The 23,384-nt window shown below is 65.4% G+C and carries 18 protein-coding genes and 1 other RNA gene; 14 read left to right on the forward strand and 5 right to left on the reverse strand.

Annotation, left to right across the window (positions count from 1 at the left end; translation table 11 throughout):
- Positions 1 to 15: 15 nt before the first annotated feature.
- Positions 16 to 1,959, reverse strand: a complete 1,944-nt coding sequence (gene acs / locus ABS769_RS17775) for an acetate--CoA ligase (protein WP_115039173.1) — start codon at positions 1,957 to 1,959, stop codon at positions 16 to 18.
- Positions 1,960 to 2,254: 295 nt separating this feature from the next.
- Between acs and ABS769_RS17780 the strand changes: the two genes are divergently transcribed.
- From ABS769_RS17780 to ABS769_RS17810, 7 genes are all read left to right on the forward strand, one after another.
- Positions 2,255 to 3,637 carry a DcaP family trimeric outer membrane transporter gene (locus tag ABS769_RS17780; RefSeq protein ID WP_317062712.1) on the forward strand — a complete coding sequence of 461 codons (1,383 nt, stop codon included), beginning with the start codon at positions 2,255 to 2,257 and terminating at the stop codon, positions 3,635 to 3,637.
- A 69-nt stretch (positions 3,638 to 3,706) separates the two neighbouring features.
- Positions 3,707 to 4,024 carry a DUF485 domain-containing protein gene (locus tag ABS769_RS17785; protein WP_006451668.1) on the forward strand — a complete coding sequence of 106 codons (318 nt, stop codon included), beginning with the start codon at positions 3,707 to 3,709 and terminating at the stop codon, positions 4,022 to 4,024.
- On the forward strand, positions 4,021 to 5,748 hold the full coding sequence (locus ABS769_RS17790) for a cation acetate symporter (RefSeq protein ID WP_317062713.1): 1,728 nt from the start codon (positions 4,021 to 4,023) through the stop codon (positions 5,746 to 5,748). Before ABS769_RS17785 ends, ABS769_RS17790 begins: the two co-directional genes overlap by 4 nt.
- 418 nt (positions 5,749 to 6,166) lie before the next feature.
- Complete coding sequence (locus ABS769_RS17795; protein ID WP_317062725.1) at positions 6,167 to 7,174, forward strand: glycerophosphodiester phosphodiesterase family protein; 1,008 nt, start codon at positions 6,167 to 6,169, stop codon at positions 7,172 to 7,174.
- Between the two features lie 61 nt (positions 7,175 to 7,235).
- Positions 7,236 to 7,311, forward strand: a non-coding RNA gene (locus tag ABS769_RS17800) — sX9 sRNA.
- A 62-nt stretch (positions 7,312 to 7,373) separates the two neighbouring features.
- A complete protein-coding gene (locus ABS769_RS17805; protein ID WP_317062714.1) occupies positions 7,374 to 8,264 on the forward strand; it encodes a peptidylprolyl isomerase in 891 nt (296 codons plus the stop codon).
- A 170-nt stretch (positions 8,265 to 8,434) separates the two neighbouring features.
- Positions 8,435 to 9,070, forward strand: coding sequence for a hypothetical protein (locus tag ABS769_RS17810; RefSeq protein WP_350498220.1), 636 nt, complete (start codon positions 8,435 to 8,437; stop codon positions 9,068 to 9,070).
- An 85-nt stretch (positions 9,071 to 9,155) separates the two neighbouring features.
- On the opposite strand, the gene ABS769_RS17815 is transcribed toward ABS769_RS17810, so the two are convergent.
- On the reverse strand, positions 9,156 to 10,301 hold the full coding sequence (locus tag ABS769_RS17815; RefSeq protein WP_317062715.1) for an ROK family transcriptional regulator: 1,146 nt from the start codon (positions 10,299 to 10,301) through the stop codon (positions 9,156 to 9,158).
- Between the two features lie 158 nt (positions 10,302 to 10,459).
- On the opposite strand from ABS769_RS17815, the gene ABS769_RS17820 reads away from it, so the two are divergent.
- From ABS769_RS17820 to ABS769_RS17835, 4 genes are read left to right on the forward strand one after another with little or no spacing between them, the layout of a single operon-like run.
- Positions 10,460 to 13,090 (forward strand): TonB-dependent receptor, encoded by a 2,631-nt coding sequence (locus ABS769_RS17820; RefSeq protein WP_317062716.1) that lies wholly within the window; start codon positions 10,460 to 10,462, stop codon positions 13,088 to 13,090.
- Positions 13,080 to 14,336, forward strand: a complete 1,257-nt coding sequence (locus ABS769_RS17825; protein WP_350498219.1) for a phosphodiester glycosidase family protein — start codon at positions 13,080 to 13,082, stop codon at positions 14,334 to 14,336. The genes ABS769_RS17820 and ABS769_RS17825 overlap by 11 nt, the downstream gene beginning before the upstream one ends.
- A gap of 52 nt (positions 14,337 to 14,388) precedes the next feature.
- On the forward strand, positions 14,389 to 15,168 hold the full coding sequence (xth, locus tag ABS769_RS17830; protein ID WP_168957509.1) for an exodeoxyribonuclease III: 780 nt from the start codon (positions 14,389 to 14,391) through the stop codon (positions 15,166 to 15,168).
- Positions 15,165 to 15,602 (forward strand): GFA family protein, encoded by a 438-nt coding sequence (locus ABS769_RS17835; protein ID WP_317062718.1) that lies wholly within the window; start codon positions 15,165 to 15,167, stop codon positions 15,600 to 15,602. The genes xth and ABS769_RS17835 overlap by 4 nt, the downstream gene beginning before the upstream one ends.
- A gap of 69 nt (positions 15,603 to 15,671) precedes the next feature.
- On the opposite strand, the gene ABS769_RS17840 is transcribed toward ABS769_RS17835, so the two are convergent.
- A complete protein-coding gene (locus ABS769_RS17840; protein ID WP_043889923.1) occupies positions 15,672 to 15,923 on the reverse strand; it encodes a GlsB/YeaQ/YmgE family stress response membrane protein in 252 nt (83 codons plus the stop codon).
- Between the two features lie 126 nt (positions 15,924 to 16,049).
- Here ABS769_RS17840 and ABS769_RS17845 point away from each other — a divergent pair, with 126 nt between their 5' ends.
- Positions 16,050 to 16,646 (forward strand): 4'-phosphopantetheinyl transferase family protein, encoded by a 597-nt coding sequence (locus tag ABS769_RS17845; RefSeq protein WP_317062719.1) that lies wholly within the window; start codon positions 16,050 to 16,052, stop codon positions 16,644 to 16,646.
- A 132-nt stretch (positions 16,647 to 16,778) separates the two neighbouring features.
- Here ABS769_RS17845 and ABS769_RS17850 read toward each other — a convergent pair whose 3' ends face one another.
- The gene (locus ABS769_RS17850; RefSeq protein ID WP_317062720.1) at positions 16,779 to 18,356 is read right to left on the reverse strand and encodes an alkaline phosphatase D family protein; all 1,578 of its coding nucleotides are present in this window, start codon (positions 18,354 to 18,356) and stop codon (positions 16,779 to 16,781) included.
- 235 nt (positions 18,357 to 18,591) lie between these two features.
- Positions 18,592 to 20,220, reverse strand: a complete 1,629-nt coding sequence (locus ABS769_RS17855; RefSeq protein ID WP_317062721.1) for an alkaline phosphatase D family protein — start codon at positions 20,218 to 20,220, stop codon at positions 18,592 to 18,594.
- Positions 20,221 to 20,568: 348 nt separating this feature from the next.
- Here ABS769_RS17855 and rsmG point away from each other — a divergent pair, with 348 nt between their 5' ends.
- Both rsmG and ABS769_RS17865 read left to right on the forward strand, forming a co-directional pair.
- Positions 20,569 to 21,210: a 16S rRNA (guanine(527)-N(7))-methyltransferase RsmG gene (gene rsmG / locus ABS769_RS17860; RefSeq protein ID WP_317062722.1), complete on the forward strand. Its 642-nt coding sequence runs from the start codon at positions 20,569 to 20,571 to the stop codon at positions 21,208 to 21,210.
- Positions 21,211 to 21,349: 139 nt separating this feature from the next.
- Positions 21,350 to 23,176 carry a DUF885 domain-containing protein gene (locus ABS769_RS17865; protein ID WP_317062723.1) on the forward strand — a complete coding sequence of 609 codons (1,827 nt, stop codon included), beginning with the start codon at positions 21,350 to 21,352 and terminating at the stop codon, positions 23,174 to 23,176.
- Positions 23,177 to 23,384 lie beyond the last annotated feature (208 nt).

The raw sequence follows: 23,384 nt of genomic DNA on the forward strand, positions 1-23,384 counted from the left end.
CATTCCCAACGCGCGTCAGCGCGTCAACCGTTCGCTCACCAACGAATCCACCACCGATGGATCGGCCAGGGTCGAGGTGTCGCCGAGTTGGTCGGGTGCGTTCTCGGCGATCTTGCGCAGGATGCGGCGCATGATCTTGCCCGAGCGGGTCTTCGGCAGGCCCGGTGCCCATTGCAGGTGATCCGGCGAGGCGATCGGGCCGATCTCCTTGCGCACCCAGGTGATCAACTCCTTGTGCAGTTCTTCGCTCGGGGTCTCGCCGGCGATCAAGGTGACATAGGCATAGATGCCCTGGCCCTTGACGTCGTGCGGGAAGCCGACCACGGCCGCTTCGGCGACCTTGGGGTGCGAGACCAGTGCGCTTTCCACTTCGGCGGTGCCGATGCGGTGGCCGGACACGTTGATCACATCGTCCACGCGGCCGGTGATCCAGTAATAGCCATCGGCATCGCGGCGGCAGCCGTCGCCGGTGAAGTAGCTGCCCGGATAGGTGCGGAAGTAGGTGTCGATGAAACGCTGATGGTCACCATAGACCGAGCGCATCTGGCCCGGCCACGAATCCAGCAGCACCAGATTGCCTTCGGTGGCGCCTTCCAGAATCTTGCCTTCGGCATCGACCAGGGCCGGCTGCACGCCAAAGAACGGCAGGGTCGCCGAGCCCGGCTTGAGATCGACCGCGCCGGCCAGCGGCGAGATCAGGATGCCGCCGGTTTCGGTCTGCCACCAGGTGTCCACGATCGGGCAGCGGCTGTCGCCGACCACTTCGTAGTACCAGCGCCAGGCTTCCGGGTTGATCGGCTCGCCGACGCTGCCGAGCAGGCGCAGGCTCTTGCGCGAGGTCTTCTTCACCGGCTCCTCGCCATCGCGCATCAGCGCGCGGATCGCGGTGGGCGCGGTGTAGAAGATGCTGACCTTGTGCTTGTCGATCACATCCCAGAAGCGCGAGACGTTCGGGTAATTCGGCACGCCTTCGAACATCACCGCAGTGGCGCCATTGGCGAGCGGGCCGTAGACGATGTAGCTGTGGCCGGTGACCCAGCCCACATCGGCGGTGCACCAGTAGATGTCGTCTTCGCGCAGGTCGAACACCACTTCATGCGTGTAGCTGGCAAACAGCAGATAGCCGGCGGTGGTGTGCAGCACGCCCTTGGGCTTGCCGGTGGAACCGGAGGTGTAGAGGATGAACAACGGATCTTCCGCATTCATGCGCTCGGGTTCGCACTCGGCCGGCTGGCCGTCGACCACATCATGGAACCAGCGATCGCGCGGTGCCTGCATCTCGACCGCACCACCGGTGTGACGCACCACCAGCACCGTTTCCACCGTGTTGGTGCCGGGCAGTTTCAGTGCCGCATCGACATTGGCCTTGAGCGGAATCTTCTTGCCGCCGCGCAGGCCTTCATCGGCGGTGATGATCAGCTTGCTCTGGCAATCGATCACGCGGTCGGCGATCGAGTTGGCGGCAAACCCGCCGAACACCACCGAGTGCACCGCACCGATGCGCGCGCAGGCGAGCATGGCCACGGCCGCATCGGGAATCATCGGCATGTAGATGGTGACGCGGTCGCCCTTGTTGACGCCGAGATTGCGCAGCGCATTGCCGAGCTTGCACACGCGCTCGTACAACTGGCGATAGGTGACCGGATAGGATTCGGCGTCCGGGCTGTCGGGTTCGAACAACAGCGCGGTCTTGTCGCCGCGCGTGGCCAGCTGGCGATCCAGGCAGTTGACGCTGGCATTGAGTTCGCCATCGCCGAACCAGCGAATATGGAAGTCGTCCAGCGCGTAGCTGACGTCCTTTACCTGGGTGGGTTGCTTGAACCACTCCAGCCGCTGCGCGGCCTTGCCCCAGAACTGCTCGGGGTGTTCGATCGATTCGCGGTACAGCGTTGCGTACTGCTCGCGCGTAATGCGCGCATCAGCGGCGAACGCGGGATCGACGGGATAAACATCAGCCATGGCACCCTCACTTGCGATGAACTTGTCGGAAGAGAGCGCGACAGCCGCCCTCGGTAGACAATCAGTGTGCCGTATCCATTCTGTCCCGGCGTTCAACCGGGCCTTAGACCTTGGTCTTAACCGCCAGAGCGCATTATCCCAAAGCCGTTCCCGGTTCTAGTGCGACGATCGGTCACCTTGTGGAATGCTGCGTTGCAGCTACGACCAAAGGCGAATAGGCTCGCAAGTGCGGACTGCCTCACGCTCCGCACAGCATCGCCATCAAGCGCGAGGCCTTCATTGGGGAGAGGGGTCTATGAAACACCGTACTGCACCATTGGTGCGCCATCCGTTGGCGGCTGCGTTGTTTGTGGCGAGCATTCTGCCGGGCGTTGCCTTCGCGCAAACGGCCAAGGAAAAGGCACTGGAAACGCGCATTGCCGAGCTCGAGCGTCAGGTACAACTGCTGGTCTCTGCACAGCAGCAACAGCAGGGCCAGATTGCCCAGACCCAGACGCAGGTGACCGAGGTGCGCACCTTGCAGGCGCAGACGCCGGCCGCACCTGTAGTGCCTGCCGGCAAGAAGCCGATCCAGCTGAGCAGCATCACGCCGAACGCGTTGCCGGGGACAACGTTTCGTTTTGGCGGTTTCATCAAGGCCGACTTCATGACTACCCGCACCAGCGACGGCGCATTGCCCGAAGGCGCGGTGGGGCGTTACCTGTACATCCCGACGCAGACCCCGGTCGGCGGCCAGGCATCCAGCACCGACACCGACTTTCATGCCAAGTTCTCGCGCTTCAATCTGGGCGTGGACACCGTCACCGATAACGGCGACAAACTCACCGGCTTCATCGAACTGGATTTCTTCGGCAACGCGCTGGCCAACCAGGTCAACAATCTGTACGGCGGCACCTTGCGGCACGCCTACATGAGCTGGAACAACTGGCTGGCCGGCCAGACCTGGTCCAACTTCATCGATGCCACGATCCTGCCCGAGGCCGCCGACATCGTCGGGCCGACCGACGGTGCGCTGTTCAGCCGTCAGACCCAGATTCGCTACACCCGCGGCGCCTTCAGCGTGTCGGCGGAAAATCCCGAGACGCTGACCACGCCCTACCAGGGTGGCAACACCATCCTGGCCTCGGACCATGGTGCGATGCCGGACCTGACCGCGCGCTACAACTGGAAGGGCACCTGGGGCACGTTCGGGCTGTCGGCGATCGCGCGCCAGTACCGCACGCGCAGCGCGCTGACCAACGACACCGACTTCGGCGGCGCCATCGCCGGCGGCGGGCGTTGGATCATCAATTCCAATAACGATCTGCGCTATCAGCTCAGCTACGGCGAAGGCTTGGGGCGCTATCTGGGTCTGGGCAACGGCTCGGACGTGGAAATCGACATGGACGGCAATATCCAGACCGTCAGCACCGTGGCTGGTTGGGTGGCGTGGCGCCACGACTACAACGCCAAGCTGCGCAGCACCATCATGTATTCGCGCGTGGATTACGACCACGACATCGCCAATACAGGCGCGCTGGCGAGCAAGTCGCAGCAGAGCATCCGCGCCAACGTCTTCTATTCGCCGCTGCCCAAGGTCGATGTGGGTGCAGAGCTGATGTACGGCCGCCGCGAAGCTGAAAACGGCGATTCCGGCGACATCTCGCGCCTGCAGTTCACCACCAAGTACAGCTTCTAAGATTCACCCCGCCGGTGGCCCGCCACGCATGTGGGCGGGCCGTGCCGCCCGCACTCCAGGAGACAGACCATGACCGTCTCGAATGAAGCACTGATCGCCAAGATCGATGCCAATCCGAAGTACCACGCGCTCAAACGCCAACGCAACACGCTGGGCTGGACGCTGACCGTGCTGATGTTGCTCGCCTATTACGGCTACATCGGCCTGATCGCCTTCGACAAGGAATTCCTCGCCAAACCGATCGGCGCCGGGGTGACCTCGATCGGCATTCCGATCGCGATCGGGGTGATGGTGTTCACCATCATCATCACCGCCATCTACGTGCGTCGTGCCAACAACACCTACGACCAGCTGACCGCGCAGATCCTGGAGGAAGCCCGCAAATGAGCAAGACTTCGCGCCTTCTCCTGATTCTGGCCGGCCTGCTGCCGGCAGGCCTCGCACTGGCCGCCGGCGGCGACATGGGCCAGGTCGACAAGCAACCCACCAACTGGGTGGCGATCGGCATGTTCGGCTTCTTCGTGCTGGGCACCTTGTGGATCACCAAGTGGGCGGCGGCCAAGACCAAATCGGCCTCTGACTTCTACACCGCCGGCGGTGGCATCACCGGCTTCCAGAACGGCCTGGCGATCGCCGGCGACTTCATGTCGGCGGCCTCGTTCCTGGGCATTACCGCAGCGGTGATGGCCAATGGCTACGACGGCCTGATCTACGCGATCGGCTTTCTGGTCGGTTGGCCGATCCTGACCTTCCTGATGGCCGAACGGCTGCGCAACCTCGGCAAGTACACCTTTGCCGACGTGGCCGGCTATCGCTTCGCGCCGACCGCGATCCGCAGCTTTGCCGCATCGGGCACGCTGGTGGTGGTGCTGTTCTATCTGATCGCACAGATGGTCGGCGCCGGTGCGTTGATCAAGTTGCTGTTCGGTCTGGACTACTGGGTGGCGGTGACGCTGGTCGGCGTGCTGATGATGGTCTACGTGCTGTTCGGCGGCATGACCGCCACCACGTGGGTGCAGATCATCAAGGCGGTGTTGCTGCTGACCGGCGTGACCTTCATGGCCGTGGCGATCATGTGGCACTTCAACTTCAGCTTCGAAGCGCTGTTTGCCGAGGGCGTGCGGGTGAAGACCGCGATTGCGGCCAACGGTGGTGCATCGCCGGAGGACGCAGCCAAAGCGGGCCTGTCGATCATGGGGCCGGGCGGCTTCGTCAAGGACCCGATCTCGGCGATCTCGTTCGGCATGGCGCTGATGTTCGGCACCGCCGGCCTGCCGCACATCCTGATGCGCTTCTTCACCGTTCCCGATGCCAAGCAGGCACGCAAGTCGGTGCTGTGGGCCACCACCTGGATCGGCTACTTCTACATCCTGATCTTCATCATCGGCTTCGGTGCGATCGCGCTGGTACTGACCAACCCGCAGTTTGCGGACGTCACCACCGGCACCATCCACGGCGGCAAGGGCGCGGCCAACATGGCGGCGGTGCTGGTCGGCAATGCAGTGGGCGGCAACGTGTTCATGGGCTTCATCTCGGCGGTGGCCTTCGCCACCATCCTGGCGGTGGTCGCGGGCCTGACCCTGTCCGGTGCCTCGGCGGTGTCGCACGACCTGTACGCCACGGTGATCAAGAAGGGCAATCCGGCGCCAGGCTCGGAGCTGAAGGTTTCGCGTGCCACCACCCTGGTGCTGGGCGTGATCGCGGTGCTGCTGGGCATCGTGTTCGAGAAGCAGAACGTGGCCTTCATGGTGTCGCTGGCGTTCGCCATCGCCGCCTCGGCCAACTTCCCGGTGCTGATCCTGTCCTTGTTGTGGAAGAACTGCACCACGCGTGGCGCGGTGATCGGCGGCTTCCTGGGCCTGATCTCCTCGCTGGTGCTGACGGTGCTGTCGCCGTCGGTGTGGGTGGACACGCTGGGCAATGCAGCCGGTTCGGCGCCGTTCCCGTACACCTCGCCGGCGCTGTTCTCGATGACGATTGGCTTTGTCGGCATCTGGCTGTTCTCGATCCTGGATCACAGCCCGCAGGCGGCCAACGAACGCGCCGCGTTCAAGGCACAGCAGATCCGTGCCGAAACCGGTTTGGGTGCCAGTGGTGCGTCGGGTCACTGACGCATCGACCCATCGCTGGATGTATCGCAGACCGCCGGCCTTGTGCCGGCGTTTTGCGTTTTGGGCAACGCGCGCAGGCCAAGTCAAGGATTGCTTCGCATTGCTGCCCACCACTGCGCATGCAGTAGAGATCGCCATCTCGCAGAAATAATTAATTCATGCTGAGTGACTAAGTTGGCGAGCAAGCCAAACGCTGATCACGCACGGCTTGGCCTCACGCCCGGTATCGACCGGCTGGCGAGTGCGCTGCAAGCGAGTTCGCCGATTGCGTCGACCCATCGGTTCTCGTCCATCCCTTGCCCTTTCTGCACCTACGAACCAGGACACAGAGACCATGCCTACCCCCCTCGCTCCACATCCCCGTGCCTGCCGCCTGCTTGGCGCGCTGGCTGTGCTGGCTGCACTGCCGCAGCTGGCGTTGGCCGCTTGCAACGACAGCTCGGACATCAAGATGCAACGCATCCTGTTCAACTCCTCCAATACTGTCGTGCTGGCCCACCGCGGCTTATGGGGCAAATACGCCGGCATCGCCGACATGCCTGAAAATTCGCGTGGCTCGCTGCAGATTGCCAACGACCAATGCATGGACGGCGTGGAGCTCGACGTCAAGCTCACCAGTGACGGCGTGCCGGTGTTGCTGCACGACTACAACCTGGGCCGCACCACTACCGTGTGGCAGCACCATCCGGGGGTCAAGTACGACCCGATCACTAACCAGGGCGTCAATCCATCCATTCTGGTCACTCCGTGGTCGGAGGTCAGCCAGTTGTTCCTACTGACGCCGGACCGCCGCACCACCACCGGCTATCACGTGCCGCGCGTGGATGAGCTGTTCGCCTACTACAAGCAGCACAACCTGCATACGCCGATGGTGTTCGACATCAAGGATGCGGCCACGGTACGCGCGGTGCGCAAGGCCGCCGAGAGCCAGTTCGGCGTGGCCTCCGGCAGCTATGTCGCCGCCAAGGTCAATGCAACGCTGTATACCAGTCGCGATGCTTACCGCGCAGATGGCAGCGGCATGGTCGGCATTCCGGTGTTCACCACCAACATGCTGGGCAAGATCAATGTGCGCCAGACGATCTCGGCATGGATGACTTCGGGTCACCAGACGATGGAAATCAACGTCAAGCAACTCGGCGGCTTGCTGCAGAGCGATGCCGATTTCATTCGCGAGCGTGGTTATCGCGTCGGCGTGTTCCAGGCGATTCCGGACGGCCCGTCGGCTGGCAAGTTCTATCAGAACAGCGGCGCCTGCTGCTACGCGCTGTCGGATCTGTATTTCTCCTACGCAGGTGGCCGCGACACGGCCGACAATCGCGGCAATCTGGATTTCATCGTGCGCGACGAGGCCTTCGGCCTGATCACCAGCGACGACCCGAAAGCGGCCATCGCCTACCTGCGTGCGCGCGGCAAGCACGACTAAGAGCAACTAACAAAACTACTGCGCAGCCGCCAGGCGGGCGCGGTCGGTGCTCGGAATCCTCATGTACCACTCGTACACTCCGGTTCCTCCGCGCCGCCCACGCCCACCTGACGACTGCTCGCTACGTTCTGTTAGCCGCTCTAAGCAGCTGTTGCCGGCCAGTGCGGGCCGCCGGTTCATGCCATTACGGAGATTGCCCATGTTTTCCACACTGCATTTTCTCAGGCTGCTTTCGCTGAGCCTTGCCTGCTGCACACCGCTGGCGCAGGCCGCCACGGCCGATGCACACCCGCACACCGGTCCGGCTTCCGGAAAGGTGCTGCAGATCGGACACCAGGCGTTCAATGCACCGGAATATCGCGCGCTGGCCCTGGCCGATCTGCCGCAGAACGCCGATCCGGCCGTTGCGGCCGACCCGAGTTTCGTGCGCGAATTTGCCGACCGGCTGCTGCTGGTGGACCAGGCGCGTCAGGCGCATCTGCAAGACGACCCGGTGGTGGCTGCGCACATCCGTCAGGCCACCGATGCCATTCTTGCCCAGGCAATGCAGCGGCGCGCACGCGATGCCGCGTCCATCGACGCGGCGCAGGTGCAGGCCCAGTTCGATGCGCATCCGCACGATTATGACGAGGTTCGCCTGAGCCATCTGTTCGTGGCGTTGCAGCCCCAAGGCGATGCGCGACGCGGCACACCGTTGACCGATACGCAGGCGCTCGCACGCGCGCAGCGGCTCAAGCAGCAGCTGGAGGCCGGGACGCCCTTCGAAGAATTGGCAATGCGCGAATCCGACGATGGCAGCACCGCGGCCGAGGGCGGCCAGTTGTCATCGATCTTCCTGCGCAACGTGGCCGATGCCTTTGTTGCGCCCGTGCAGGGGCTGGGCGTGGGGGAGGTTTCGGCACCCGTGCGTGGGCCTGAGGGATATCACCTGATCCGTGTGGACGCGCGCGTCCCCGCCACGCTGGAGACCGCACGCGGGCAGATCGAAGTGCAGTTGCGCGACCAGGCCGCCACTGCTGCGCTGGAACGTCTGCGACAGGCCAATCCATTGCAGTTCGACCGCGCCGCACTGGAAGCGGCGCTGCGGTGATGCCGGCGCCTGCGCTGAATGTTGGTGCGCAGCCATGCCATCGGACTCGGTCGCGCTGGCCGGTGGCGGGTGCGGTATGCGTGGCAGCGGCAATGTCGGCCGCCGGGATGTGGGGCCTGCGCACGCCTGCCGTGCCGCGCCTGCAGAGCAGCGTCGCTACGCACAATGCGATGCATGCCGGCGTTGCATCGACGCAGCCGCCTGCGCGCATCGATCAGGGCCTGTTCGACAGCGCCATGCAGCAGCTGGCCTGTCGCCAGCAGGCTGAGGAACAGGCGGCGCAGATCGCGCATGGCAGTGCGCGCCTGCCGCCGTTGGACGCTCGTCGCTGCTTCGCCGGCACGCAGCTGCAGATCGAGGCGCTGCTGCGCACGGCCGCAGCGCACGGCGATGCCGACGCGCAACGCTATCTGCTTGCGCAGCGCGCGACCGAGGTGCTGCAACGTGCGGTGTCCGTTGCACCCGCCGGCATGCCCGCGCAACTGTCGGCGAGCGACGAACAGGAGGTGGCCGCGATCGTGGCCGAGCTGGAAACGCTGGCGCTGGCAGGCCATCGCGACGCCATCGATACGTTGGCGCAGGTGGTGGAATCCCCGCTGCTGCATGCACCCGACCCGGTGTATGCGGCAGCGTGGCGGTTAGCATCGCGCCAGGCGCCGGGCCGTGCACTGGATCCCTCTGCACCGTTGCAGGCAGAAGACGAATTGCTGGAGTCGCTCACGCAACAACAGCAGCAACAGGCACGTGCGCTGGCTGTTGAGGTATTCGGCTATTGCTGCAGTGGACGCGCTGCGACTGCAGATTGACGCGGCTTCTAGGGTGAACGAACTAGCGCGTATCTGAAGGCCGCGCAGACAGTCGGCACCCGCGCCGGCGCGTGAGTGCCCGCACTCAACGAAAATACCGCGCCTTCAACGGCAGCGTCGCCGCACCGATGGCGCAGGCGTCGGCCGGTGCTTCGGCCGGCAGCAGCAGCGGCATCGGGCGGGCCTGGCCGCGGCGGGGCTGGTTGTCTATCTGCACGGCGGCGATCAGCCGCTGCGCCAGATCCGCGGGTAGGCGGCCGCCAAACACGATGGCTTCCGGGTCGCATACCGCGGTGATCGCCGAGACGATCAGCGACACGCCCGGCGCGCTGCGCGCGATCCAGCGGTCGATCGACGACCATGCCGGGTCGTAGGCGGCCAGCAGGCTGCGCACGTCGGCAAACACCACGCCGTCGTCGGCCAGCAGTTCGCGCAGCAATTCCAGCGTGGCGCGTTCGAGTTTCTGCGCCGGCAACATGCCGGCGAATTCACCGGCATTGCCACGCGCGCCACGCATGACCTGGCCGTCGATGACCAGGCCGCCGCCGAAGCCGTAGCTGAGATAGAGATAGGCGAAATCGCGATGCCGCTGGCCCACGCCCAGCATCGCTTCGCCGGCCGCTGCCACACTGCCGTCGTTGTCCATCCACACCGGCTGCGCAAAGGCATCGGCCAGCCACGGACACAGCGCGACCTGGCCCAACGCGCGCAGCGGCTCGGGCGGATTGATGAAGCTGTCCACGCCGGTGAAGAACCCGCTCATCGCCACGCCGATGCCCAGCCGTGGGCCTACATGGTCCACGCTCGCCAGCACTGCGGCATCGGCGGCCTGCAGCTGGGTCAGCACGCCGTACAAGGTGGTGTCGGTCAGCGCGACCTCGGTGACGGCCAGCACCGTCCCGGAAAAATCCATCAGCGCCAGGGTCAGCGCATCGGTGGCGATGGAGATGCCCAAGGTGTGGCCATGCTCTGGGTTTAGCGACACCGCCACGCCCGGTTTGCCGCGCCCGGCGCGGGCCACGCCACTGCCCATGTGCACCATGCCGCGCGCCTGCAGCCCTTCGATCAGGCGCACCGCGGTCTGCACGGTGAGCCCGGTGCCGCGGCTGAGGTCGGCGCGGGTGAGCACGCCGGCCAGGCGCAGGCGCTCCAGCATGTCGCGCTCGTTGAGGCTCAGGCCCGGGAAGGGCGGCGAGTGCAGCGGCAAGGCAGAAGTGGCAATGGACGACATGGCGAGCGGTGTCACGGGGGGAAGCTAGCTTAACCGCTGTGGCTGAAATAATTAATTCACAGTAAGTTATTAAATTGGCGAGCTCTGCCATCGTCGGTCATCCCATGTCACGTTTCCGCACCCGTCCGTGTCCCCGTTTTTGCCTGTTGGCGCTGTGCGTGAGCGCCAGCCTGAGTGCGTACGCCGCCGAGATCGTTCCTGCCGCGCCCGCTAGCGACAAGGCCAGCGACACCGTCCCGGTGCAGCTGGATGCGGTGCAGGTTTCCGGCCAGCACCTGTCGATCCGCCAGGCCATCGGCGCCAAGCGTGAGGCGGAGGTGGTCTCCGACGGCGTGGCCGCCGACGATATCGGCTCGATCCCGGACTTCGGCCTGGGCGAGGCGCTGCAGCGCGTGCCGGGCGTGTCGATGGTGGTCAACAACGGCCGCGGCGAGGCGCAATTCATGAGCCTGCGCGGCTTCAACCCCGACTACAACAATGTGTTGATCGATGGCGTGGCGCTGCCCTCCACCGAAACCAGCCGGCGCGTGCAGTCGCTGGATGTGATTCCCGCCTCGCTGGCGCAGCAGGTGGACATCTACAAGACCTTCAACGCGGATATGGACAGCAATGCCATCGGCGGCATCGCCGCGCTGCGCACGCGCAGTGCCTTCGATCACGACGGCCGCTTCGCCACCGTGCGCGCCAACGTAGCCGATTGGGAAAACCGCCGGCATCTGCAGGGCAGCACGCCGTCCGGCCAGGTGCAGGGTAGTTTCAGCGACACCTTCGGGCCGGACAACCGCTTCGGCGTGGTGCTGTCGGCCGATTACTTTCGCCGCGATTCGTCCTCGTTGAATACCGCCATCGACAGCTACAGCTATTACGCCAACGGTGTGCGGCAAAACCTCACCCCCGGCCTGGACCCGGACGGGCTGGCGATCGCGCCGGATCGTTTCCGTCCGCTCAGTTACGACAACGTGCGCCAGCGCCGCAGCGTGTTCGGCAAGCTCGAATACGACGACGGCGAAGACCTGAAACTGGCCTTCAGCGCCGGCGCGTTTGAGCACCGCAACGACGAGCAACGGCGTTCGCAATGGATCAACCGGGTCGGCAACGCCACGATCAGCGACACCAACACTGGCCGCTACGCGCAAGGCAGCGCGCAAGTGGATGCCAACCGTTTCGATCAGACCCGCACATTGCGTTACGCGCAGCTCGGCGGCAGCTTTCGGCTCAACCCGGAAGGCCATGTGGATGTACTGCTCAACCGCGCCACCGGCAAATACCAGCAGGACACCCGCGAGGACGTGTTCAGCGCAGCCGCTTCCTCGCGCCTGGGCTTCGGGTATGCGCTCAGCGACGATACGCGCCCAAGTATCGTCTTGAACGACCCGGGCTATTACGGCAATGCAGCCAACTACACGCAGCAGTATTTTTTGACCCGCGTGGAAAAAAGCAGCACCGACACGACAACGTTCAAAGTGGACTACAACCAGAACGCCGATGCCGACGCGCGCGGTTGGGGCGTTCGTACCGGCCTGCAATACCGCGATCTGCAACAGCGCTACAACCTGGATGAAGTCCGCCGCAATCCCTCCGGCCGCGTGACTCTGGCAACGACTGGCACCGACGATGCTCGCATCTGCCCGTATGCCGATTTCAGCTGCCTGTTGCTGATCGACCCGGCCAAGGTCGCTGCCTTTGCCGCTGCTTCGCCAGGCGCCTACGTGCTGGCCAACACCAATGCGCGCAACGGCGCGATCAGTGATTTCCGCATCGACGAGCGCAATGGCGCCGCCTACGTCATGGGCACCTGGCATGGCGAGCGCACGCTGGCGACGTTCGGCGTGCGCAACGAATACCTGCAGCGCGAGGTGCTCAGCGCGGTGCCGCAGCCGCTGAGCAGCAGCACAAACTACGTGCAGCAATCGGCCGACAGCGATCGTCGCTTCCTGCTGCCGTCGGCCAACTTTGCCTGGGACATCACCCCGGCGTTGAAACTACGCATGGCCGGCAGCCGCACCATTGGTTTGCCCACCTATGCCGACATCGGCCAGAACAGCAGCCCGGTGGTGGATGTCACCGGCTTGACCATCAATCGCAGCATCGCCAATCCGCTGCTGCGTCCGCGTCGCGCGGACAATCTGGATCTGTCGCTGGAATGGTATCCGGACCGCGATTCGCAGCTGTCGGTGGCGCTGTTCCACAAGCGCATCGGCGATGAAATCGTGCGCCTGACCAGCACCGACACCCAGCGCGACCCCGGTGGCTTGGTTGGCACCTATCAGGTCACCACCACGCAGGCGATCAATACCGGCGATGCGCAGGTGCAGGGCATCGAATTCACTGCCATCGATACGCGCTTCGACTTCCTGCCCGGTGCGTGGTCGAACCTGGGCGCGATGTTCAACGCAACCCTGCTCGACCCGCGCACTGCCGATGTGCAGATGGCCGACGGCAGCCGCCGCGCCTTGCCCGGCCTGATGGAATCGCCCAAGCGCAGCGCCAACGCCTCGCTGCTGTACGACATCGGCCCGTTCAGTGCGCGTGTCAGTGCCAACTACACCGGCCAACAGCTGCTGTCTGCCGCCACCGACAACCGCGTCAACGACCGCTATTACGATGCGATCACTAGTTACGACGCGCAGCTGGCCTGGAGCTTCAGCAAGCAACTGCGCCTGACCGTGCAAGGCCGCAATCTCACCAATGCGCGGCTGACGCGGGTGATTGGCGCCGATCAACAACTGGTGCGCGAGCAGCTCGACAACGGCCGTGCGTATTACCTGGGAGTGGACTATGCGTTCTGATCGACGCGGCGCAGCGGCGCTGTTGATTGCATTGCTGGCAACGCTGGCCGGCAGCGCCATTGCCGACGATGGTGCAATGCCGCTGGCAGACGCGCAGTTTGTGCCGATGGAAACCATCGTCAGCGGCGACTGCTGGGGACAATGGCCGGACGATGTGCTCGCAGTGGTGAGCCGCTGCAAACCGGCCGAGCGCAATCGCATCGCCCTGCAGGTGCCCGACGATGCCGATGGCCCGGCACGCGTCGGCATCGATGGCAGTGCTTGCAGCGGCGCGCGCTGTGCAGGCCTGGTGCAGGTACTGCAACTCGCGCCCACACAACGGCTGCTGCTGCGCACGCCGCCGGCACGTATCGACGCGGTGCTGGCTGCGTTGGACCAGGCCCACGCCCGCGATCGCATCAGTATCGAACCGCTGGTGCAGCCGGTGCCCGCACCCGGCGTGCCGATCACGCTGGCGCGGGGTGTGCGCTACTGGCGGCAAGCAGTGAGCGCACCGCAACCGGTGATGCTGCATATCGCCGAGATCGATCTCTCTACGCCCGGGTTGCAACTGGTAGGCACGCGCGGCGAGCGCGGCGGCGGTGGCGAATTTCTCGCCAATCCCACTACCGCGTTCGTACGCGATGGCGAGCTGGCGTTGGCGATCAATGCCGATTACTTCCTGCCGTTCGATGGCGGGCATCTGTTCGACAAGGCATTCGTGCCCGCAGCAGGGCAGGGCGTCACTGCCGAAGGTCTGTCGATCAATGAAGGCCATCTCGATTCGGCCGCCACCACCACCGATACACGCGTCAACGCAGCGCTGTGCGTGAGCGCGCGCAATGCGGTGCGCATCGTGCGCGGCAGTTGCCCCTCCGGCACGCGGATGGGCGTGGGTGCCGGCCCGCTGCTGCTGCTCGACGGCAAGCGCCAGCCACGCGAAGCCAGCCGCGCCGAGTATTACGACGGCCCCGAACCACGCAGCGCACTGGGCCTGGATCGCGCACGCAAGACGCTGTGGATGGTGGTCGCCGACGGCCGCCAGTCCGGCTACAGCGCCGGCATGACCCTGGACGCATTGACCGCAGTATTGCAGCGACTCGGCGCCAGCTCCGCCATCAATCTGGACGGCGGCGGCTCCAGCACCCTGGCTGCGCGCGTGGACGGGCGCGTGCGTACGCTCAACCGCCCCATCCACACCGGCATCCCGGGGCGCGAACGCCCGGTTGCCAACCAGCTCGGGGTGCGCATCGCCCCGCAGCCTTAAGCGACAAGCGAGCGGCGCGGTACCATTGGGGGTTTGAACCACGGTCCGCGCCATGAAGATTGCCTCCTGGAACGTCAACTCGCTCAATGTGCGCCTGCCGCACCTGCAACAGTGGCTGGGCACGTTCGCACCCGACGTGGTCGGCATCCAGGAAACCAAGCTGGAAGACCATAAATTTCCCGATGCGGCGTTGGCGGCGGCCGGCTATCGCAGCGTGTTCTGCGGGCAGAAGACCTACAACGGCGTGGCGATCCTGTCGCGCTCGCCGGCGCTGGATGTGCAGATGGGCATCCCCGGCTTCGACGACGTGCAGCAGCGCGTGATCGCCGCCACCGTCGATGGCGTGCGCATCGTCAACCTGTATGTGGTCAACGGTCAGGACGTGGACACCGACAAGTACGCCTACAAGCTGCGCTGGCTCGCCGCGGTGCACGACTGGCTGGCGCAGGAACTGCAAAAGTACCCGCAGCTGGTGGTGCTGGGCGACTTCAATATCGCCCCGGATGCGCGCGATGTGCACGACCCGTCGGTGTGGAACGAGCACCACATCCTCACCTCCACCGCCGAGCGTGCGGCGCTGGAAAAACTGCTCGCGCTGGGCCTGCACGATGCGTTCCGTCTGCATCACGACGATGCCGAGCAATTCAGCTGGTGGGATTACCGCCAGGCCGGCTTCCGTCGCAATCTCGGTTTGCGCATCGATCTGACCCTGGTGTCGGATGCGCTACGCGCACGCGCGGTGGAATCGGGCATCGACCGCGAACCGCGCACCTGGGAGCGGCCCAGCGATCACGCACCCGCGTGGGTGCGGCTGGCAGACGTCGACGCATGAGCGAGCGCACGCTACGGCGCAGCACCTACAAGGTGGGCGAGGTCACGCTCGGGCCGGTGCATCGACTGAGTTGCCATTGCGGCGCGGTGCAGATCGATCTGGATCTACCGCATGGCCTGCTCGATCCACGCCGCTGCGATTGCTCGATGTGCCGCCGCCGCGGCGCCATCGTCGCCTCGGTCACGCTCGATGGGTTGCATGTGCTGCAGGGCGAAGACGTGCTGCGGCTGTATCAGTTCAACACGCACGCGGCTGCGCATTATTTCTGCAGTGTGTGCGGCATCTATACGCACCATCGGCGGCGTTCCAATCCCAACGAATACGGCTACAACGTCGGTTGCCTGGAAGGCGTCAATCCCTATGCGTTGAACATTGCCGTGCCGGTGGAAGATGGGGTTCACCATCCGTCCGATCGCGTGCCGGCAAGCGGTTGATGTCACCGGCGGCTGAAACGACAACGCCCGGGCAAGCCCGGGCGTTGTTTCAATCACACTGCGCTTCAATCAACGCACACGGCCACGCGTAAACAGATTGACGATCGCCAGCAGGATCACCGCACCCAGCAGCGACCAGACGAAGGTCCACAACGTGATGGCTTGATTGATGCCGCCACCGAACAGGAAACCTGCGATCAACGCACCGACGATGCCGACCACAATGTTGAGGATGATGCCCTGCTGTGCGTCGCGACGCATGATGATGCTGGCCAGCCAACCCACGATGCCGCCGACGATCAACCAGATGATGATGCCCATGTTGCCGATCTCCTTGTACGCGTGCACCGGAAGTGGTGCATGGCCGCCATTCAACGCAGCCGGGCGTGAAGTACCTGTCGAGCGCGATACCTCGCGCTGCCGAGTGTTCGGTTTGGTGGACGCAGCGTGACAGCGCACGCGAGCTGGCGGCATGGCCCGGTGCAGCTGTGGCTGCGCCCGCATCGGCACGGCGAACGCGGCGAACCGCAGGCGCGGCAGTTGCTGGGTCAGGCGCTGAACATCGACCCTGAAAACGTGCCTTTGCAGCGCGATGTACGCGGGCGTCCATCGCTGCAGCCGGCCTTGCCCAACCGGGATACCGGCTGGAGCCATAGCGGCGAGTACCTGCTGGTCGGCCTGGGCGAAGGCGTGCGGCTGGGCGTGGATCTGGAGCGCATTCGCGCACGCCCACGCCTGCTGGACATCGCGCAACGCTTCTTCCATCCCGACGAAATCGCACTGTTGACGGCGCAGGAGCCGGACGCGCAACACGCGCTGTTTTTTCGCCTGTGGTGCGCCAAGGAAGCGCTACTCAAGGCCTACGGGCATGGCCTGTCGTTCGGTCTGCATCGGCTTGCGTACGCACTGGCGCCGGATGGTGCATTGCACTTGCAGTGGTGCGACCCCGAACTCGGTCAGGCCGCGCACTGGCAACTGCACGAATGGTGGGCCGCCCCGGACTGCCGCGCGGCGCTGGCGTTCTATCCGTTGGCCACCGACTGAAAGCGGCGATCGACCTGGCGGCTGTGTCGCCAGCAGCAGGCATCGGCACAACCTGAGAGATGCTGTAGCGTTTCTGCGACCTTGCATGCCGCACCAGCGCGCCCGGCTGGCAAGCGCGGGCAATGCGTTTGCCTACGTCGCACCATGCCCATGCGGCAAGATTGGTTGGCGGAACTGCGCCACGCCGTCCAGATCGCGCAGCGTCACCGTCAGCACGCCGGTGTGTGCGTCGATCTCCACTTCGCCAAAAAACTGAAATCCGGCCAGCGGCGACATGTTCGGTGCAGGTGGTGCTTTTTGAAAGATCACCGTCGGGCCGAAGGTGGCATCCAGCGCGTTCGGGCCGAAACTGCCGGCATTGAGCGGGCCGGCGACGAATTCCCAGAACGGCTCGAACTGCTGAAACGCCGCTTTATCGGGATGGTAGTAATGCGCCGCGCAGTAGTGCACATCGGCGGTCAGCCACACCGTGTTGCGGATGCGCGCTGTGCTGATGAAACGCAGCAGCGCGGCGATCTCCTGTTCGCGGCCACGCGGCACGCCCGGGTCGCCATTGGCGATCGCTTCCCAACGTGCGCGCCCTGCGGCGTCCTGCCCATCGGGCACCTGCAGGCCGATTGGCATGTCGGCGGCAATCACCTTCCATTGCGCGCGTGAGCCGGCCAGTTCGCGCTGCAGCCACGCCAGTTGTTGCGTGCCGAGAAATGCAGCGTCCGCGCCGGGTTGCGGCTGCAGGTTGTCGCTGTTGGCGCCGCGGTAGCTGCGCATGTCCAGCACGAACACATCCAGCAGCGGGCCATAACCGATCTTGCGATAGATGCGCCCATCGCCATCGGCACGTACGCCGCGCATCGGTGCATATTCCAGAAATGCCTGACGTGCACGGCCGGCCAGCACATCGATATCGCGCACCTGATAGCGCTCGTCCAGCTGCTTGCCGGGCGACCAGTTGTTGGTGGTTTCGTGATCGTCCCATTGCCAGATCTGCGCGACCTCGGCATTGAAGCGACGGACGTTTTCATCGAGCAGGTTGTAACGGTAATTGCCGCGAAATTCGTCCAGCGTCTCGGCCACCTTGCTCTTGGCCGCGGTAGTGAGATTGCGCCAGCGCTTGCCCTCTTCGACGATCAGTTCGGCCGGGATCGGGCCGTCGGCATAGATGGTGTCGCCGCTATGCAGGAAAAAGTCCGGATTGCGTTCGCGCATCGCGCTGTAGATGCGCATGCCGCCGATGTCCGGATTGATGCCGAAACCCTGGCCCACGGTGTCGCCGCTCCACACAAAGCGCACATCGCCACGCGCGTGCGGCGCACTGCGCAGATGACCGTGCACCGGCGCGCTCAACACACCGCTGTCGGCATCTTCAAAGCGCACCCGGTAAAAGATGTCCTGATCGCGCGGCAATGCACCCAGGTCCACCCGCGCAGTGAAATCGTGTGCCGGCAACGCCACTGGCCCATCCACGCGACGCGCCTGCCGCAGGCTGGGGCGCGTATCCCATTCCACCCGCAGCCGCGCCGGCCGATCGCAGCGACTCCACAGCATTGCGCGGCCGTCCAGCACATCGCCGCTCTGCACCCCGTCGGTGATCAGCGGCCGCCCGGACGGCGCGGCCAAAGTGCGCGTGGACCAAGCGGCAGTGGCCGGCAACAACAGGCCGGCACCTAAACCTTGCAACACGCGGCGGCGGGCGGGATCGGAGGCGGTCATGACATCCTCGACTATCTGGCAGCGGCGTCCAGATATAGCGCCGCCGTCTTACCGGGACGTGTCCATTGCGCTGCATGGCGCAGTAGGTCGCGTGGTGATGGATGCAGTCACTGTATTGCGCAGCACGCAGATGAAGCTCTGCGCGGCGCCGTTCATGAAAGATCGGCGCAGGCGCGCTGTGGCGGATGGGTGTCGCATGAAGTTTCCACTGCCCGCCGCAGCACACCGCACGGATTTACGCCTCCACCGCCCCCGCCTTGCCGTCTTCGACCACGAAGCGCTTCAACGTCGAGACCGTGGCCTGGCGGTCGCGACGGTCGGAGATGCCTTGCAGGCGCGTTTCCATCCGGCCTGGTGTTAGCGTCACCGAGACATAGCCGCGGGTTTCGCCTTCGGCATAGTGCACATGCGGATTGAGCGCCATGGTGGCTTGCAGCTCGGCATTGCTCTGGCCGTCGGAGGTGATCGAGGTGCCGACGAATTCGGTGGCCAGCGTCGGCGAGTCGGGATTGGCCGGATCGGCCTTCAGATCGGTGACCCAGTACGAGTGGATGTCGCCGCCCCAGAACACCGGGTTGCGTAGCCGGGTCTTGGCGATTGCGTCGAGCATGCGCGTGCGCGTGGCCGGGTAGCCGTCCCAGCCGTCGGTCCACTGCCCGAGCACGCCGTCGCGGCCGTGCTGGTTCATCGGTGCCACCAATAGATCCTGCGCGATCACGTTCCAGCGCGCGGGCGATTGTGCGAAGGCGCCATGCAGCCAGCGCTCCTGTTCCCAGCCGAGCATGCTGCGGCGTGGGTCGGTGCGTTCGCTGCAGCTGTCGTCCACCACATGGCCGCCGCGCCAGCCGTTGGCCTGCGGGCAGGGTTGTTCGCTGCGGTACTGGCGGCCATCGAGCACATAGAAACGCGCCAGCTGGCCGTAGTCCAGCGATCGGTAGATGCGCATGTCGGCGCCATGCGGGCGATTGCGCGCGCGCAGCGGGAAGTGTTCGTAAAAGGCGCGGTAGGCGGCGGCGCGTCGGGCCAGGAAGGTGTCGACTGCAATCGACGGATCCTGCGACCAGCGGTTGGCGTAATCGTTCTGCACCTCGTGGTCGTCCCAGGTCGCCACGCAGGCGCTGCCGGCATGCAGCGCCTGCAGATCGGGATCGGTGCGGTACAGCGCATAGCGGTTGCGGTAGCCGGCCAGATCCAGGCACTCGCCGCTGCCGTGTGGGCGCACGATCTTCTGCGCTGCCTCGCCGTGGTTGCTGTATTCGTAGATGTAATCGCCGAGGAAGAACACCATGTCCGGCTGTTCGGCGGCCAGGTGGCGGTAGGCGCTGAAATAGCCCAGCTCCCAGTGCGAGCAGGACACAAAGCCCAGCCGTGCGGCATCCGGCAACTGGTGCGGCGCCGGCAAGGTGCGCGCGCTGCCGATAGGGCTACGCGCGCCCAGCGCCTGGAAGCAGTACCAGTACGGGCGATCGGCGGCCAGGCCGGCGACCTCCACATGCACCGCATGGCCCCGGGCCGGGCTGGCGACGGTCTCGCCCTGGCGCACGATGCTGCGCATGCCCGGGTCGCTGGCCACCTGCCAGCGCACACGCGCCGGGGCGGTCAGCCCGCCGCGTCCATCCGGGTCCAGCGGGCGCGGTGCCAGCCGGGTCCAGATGACAAAGCCGTCGGCCAACGGGTCGCCAGCGGCCACTCCCAGGGTGAACGGGTCCGGGCTGCCGCTTGCGCGCGCGAACGGGCTGAGCAGTCCGGCAGTCGCCAGCCCGGCGCCGGCGATGAGAATGCGCCGGCGGCTGTGATCCACCGTGGGTGTCGTGTTGTCGGAGCCGGGCAGGGGCGATGCGGAAGACGGGTCGATCAAGGACATGGGCACAAAGGCGATCTAGCGGACGCGACCATAGTGCGACGGGCGGATGTCCGTTCAATGGCAGCGGCAGCGGTGTCGCTGGCGACGCAGATGGCGCGATCTTCGAAAGACGCTTCAGCGGTGAGGCGGCAGGTGTCGCACCGGTTGGTGATGCTTGCCAGCCGGCCAGCCAACCCAGCAACCCAGCAATCCAGCAATCCAGCAATCCAGCAATCCAACGATCCAACGATCCAACGATCCAACGATCAGGCAACGCCGCTAAAGGTGGGTGTGGTCGGCTCGGAACGCCGCATGCGCCGTCCACCGCACCCCCGCACCTGCACGGCACCCAGCTGCGATAATCGCGCCATGAACGATGCCGCACTTCCCCCCGATGTAGCCGCCGCGCTGGCCAATGGCCTGCAGGCCCAATCCCTGGATGCGGCGTTTGCCGCGCCGCTGTTGCGTTACCTGACGCTGCTGGTGCGTTGGAACAAGACCTACAACCTCACCGCCGTGCGCGACCCGCGCGAGATGGTCACCCGCCATCTGCTCGATTCGCTGGCCATGCAGCCGTACATCGCCAGCGGCACCCTGGCCGATCTGGGCACCGGCCCCGGCCTGCCCGGCATCCCGCTGGCGATCACCCGCCCGCAGCTGCAGGTAACGCTGGTGGAAAGCAATGGCAAGAAGGCGCGCTTCATGCGCGAAGCGCTGCGTCACCTGGCGCTGGGCAATGCGCGCGTGGCCGAGTCGCGCGCCGAGGCGCTGGACGAGCCGGCCGCCTATGACCACCTCACCGCGCGGGCGCTGGATACGCTGGCCGGCATCATTGAAGTTGGCGGTCACCTGCTGCGCCCGGGCGGCAGCCTGCTGGCGATGAAGGGCATCTACCCGCACGAAGAGATCGCTGCACTGCCCGCCGGCTGGAGCGTGGCTGAGGTGCATCCGCTGCAGGTGCCCGGCCTGGATGGCGAGCGGCATCTGGTGGTGGTGCGCAAGGCGGGCTGAAGCGGGCGGCCTGTCCGGTCGCGCGCATTCACTCCGCAACCCGCAATCCCCAATCCCCGCGCTGGGACTTCCGGCCCATGGCAGCTGCCGCCCGGGCTGCCATGATCGAACGTTCGATCCGAACGCAGGCCGCCCGCACGTGACATCTCCTCTCGCCGCCGCACTTTCGCTCGCCCTGCTGGGCGCAAGCTTCGCCGCCACCTCGGCGCAGGCCGCCGTACCGGCACCGGTGGCACCGCCTGCCACGCTGACTGCCGAGCGCCCCGCCGACGCGCGCTTCCGCGCCATCTACGAAAAAGAGTGGGCATGGCGCCAGGCCGAGACCGGCCAGGCCGACGAAGACAGCGACACCACCGGCGACAACACGCATTTGCCCGATGTCGGCCCGGCGGCGCAGCAGGCGCGCCTGGCAGTGTGGGACGGCGTGCTCAAGCAGCTCGACGGCGTCGACCCGAAACAGCTGTCGCCTGCCAACCAGGTCAACTACGCCATCTACCGCCCGCAGGTGGAAAATCTCGCCGCCGAGGTGCGCTTGCGCCTGTACGAGATGCCGTTCAATTCGGACAGCTCGTTCTGGTCCAACCTGGGCTTCATGGCGCAGCGGCCGATGAAAACTGCGGCCGAGTACCGGGCCTATATCGCGCGCCTCAACGACGTGCCGCGCTACTTCGACCAGCAGACCGCCAACATGCGCGCCGGCCTGGCACGCGGTTTCAGCGTGCCGCGCGCGGTGCTGGATGGCCGCGATGTCTCCATCGCCACCGTCGCCGAGGTCAAAGACCCCACCGAATCGACGTTCTACGCACCGTTCAAGCAGCTGCCGGCGCAGATCCCCGCCGCCGAACAGGCGCAATTGCGCGAACAGGCCAAGGCCGCGCTGAGCAATGCGGTGCTGCCGGCCTACAGCAAGCTGCTGAGCTTCTTCCGCAACGACTACATGCCCAAGGCGCGCACCACGCTGGCGGCCGAAGCGCTGCCCGACGGCAAGGCGTTCTATCGCCAGCAGATCCGCGAATACACCACGCTGGAACTGACCCCGGAGCAGATCCACAAGATTGGCTTGGACGAGGTGGCACGCATCCAGGCGCAGATGGACGCGATCATCAAGCAGGTCGGTTTCAAGGGCAGCTTCGCGCAGTTCCTGGCCTTCCTGCGTACCGACCCGCAGTTCTACGCCAAGACCCCGCAGGAGCTGCTCGATCGCGCCGCGTGGATCTCCAAGCGGGTGGACGGGCAGGTCGGCAAGTTCATCGGCACGCTGCCGCGCGGACGCTTCACCATCAAGCCGGTACCGGACGATATCGCCCCGTTCTGGACCGCCGGGCGCGGTGGTGCCACCACCTACTGGGTCAACACCTACAACCTGCCGTCGCGGCCGTTGTACAACCTGCCGGCGCTCACCCTGCACGAATCTTCGCCCGGGCATTCGCTACAGGGCTCGCTGGCGCTGGAGCAGGGCGACCAGCCGGCGTTCCGCCGCGAAAACTACATCTCCGCCTATGGCGAAGGTTGGGCGCTGTACACCGAAAAGCTCGGCCAGGAGATGGGCATCTACGAGACCCCGTACGAAGAATTCGGCCGGCTCACCTATGAGATGTGGCGCGCCTGCCGGCTGGTGATCGACACCGGCGTGCACCACGACGGCTGGAGCCGCGACCAGGCGCTGGCCTATCTGCGCGACCGCACCGCGCTGAGCGAGCACGAGGTCACCACCGAGGTGGACCGCTACATCTCCTGGCCCGGCCAGGCGCTGAGCTACAAGCTGGGCGAGATCAGCATCGTCAAGCTGCGTGCGGAGGCCGAAAAGGAGCTGGGTGATCGCTTTGACATCAAGGCCTTCCACGACGCGGTGCTGAAGCAGGGCTCGGTGACCTTGCCTGTGCTGGAGCAGCAGGTGCGTGCGTTTATCGCCGAGAGCAAGGCGCGCCCGGCTGACGCCAAGCGGGCCCGAAACGCGGCGCTGTGACGCCCGGCGGCATTTGGAGCGGCTGACAGCACCATCTTTAGAGCGGCTGGTCTGTGGTTTGGCTGCAGGGTCCTTGCCCGTCCACCATCGCGGGACACGCCGCAAGTACGTCCGTGTAGCAACTGTGTTGATCAGGGCCTCAACCCGCGACCTTTGAGCGGTTTCCTTCAGGCGCGTTCATCGGTAGGTGCCGGCCGCTGGCCGGCAC

Source organism: Xanthomonas hortorum, from assembly GCF_040279205.1.
Classification (GTDB): domain Bacteria; phylum Pseudomonadota; class Gammaproteobacteria; order Xanthomonadales; family Xanthomonadaceae; genus Xanthomonas; species Xanthomonas hortorum_F.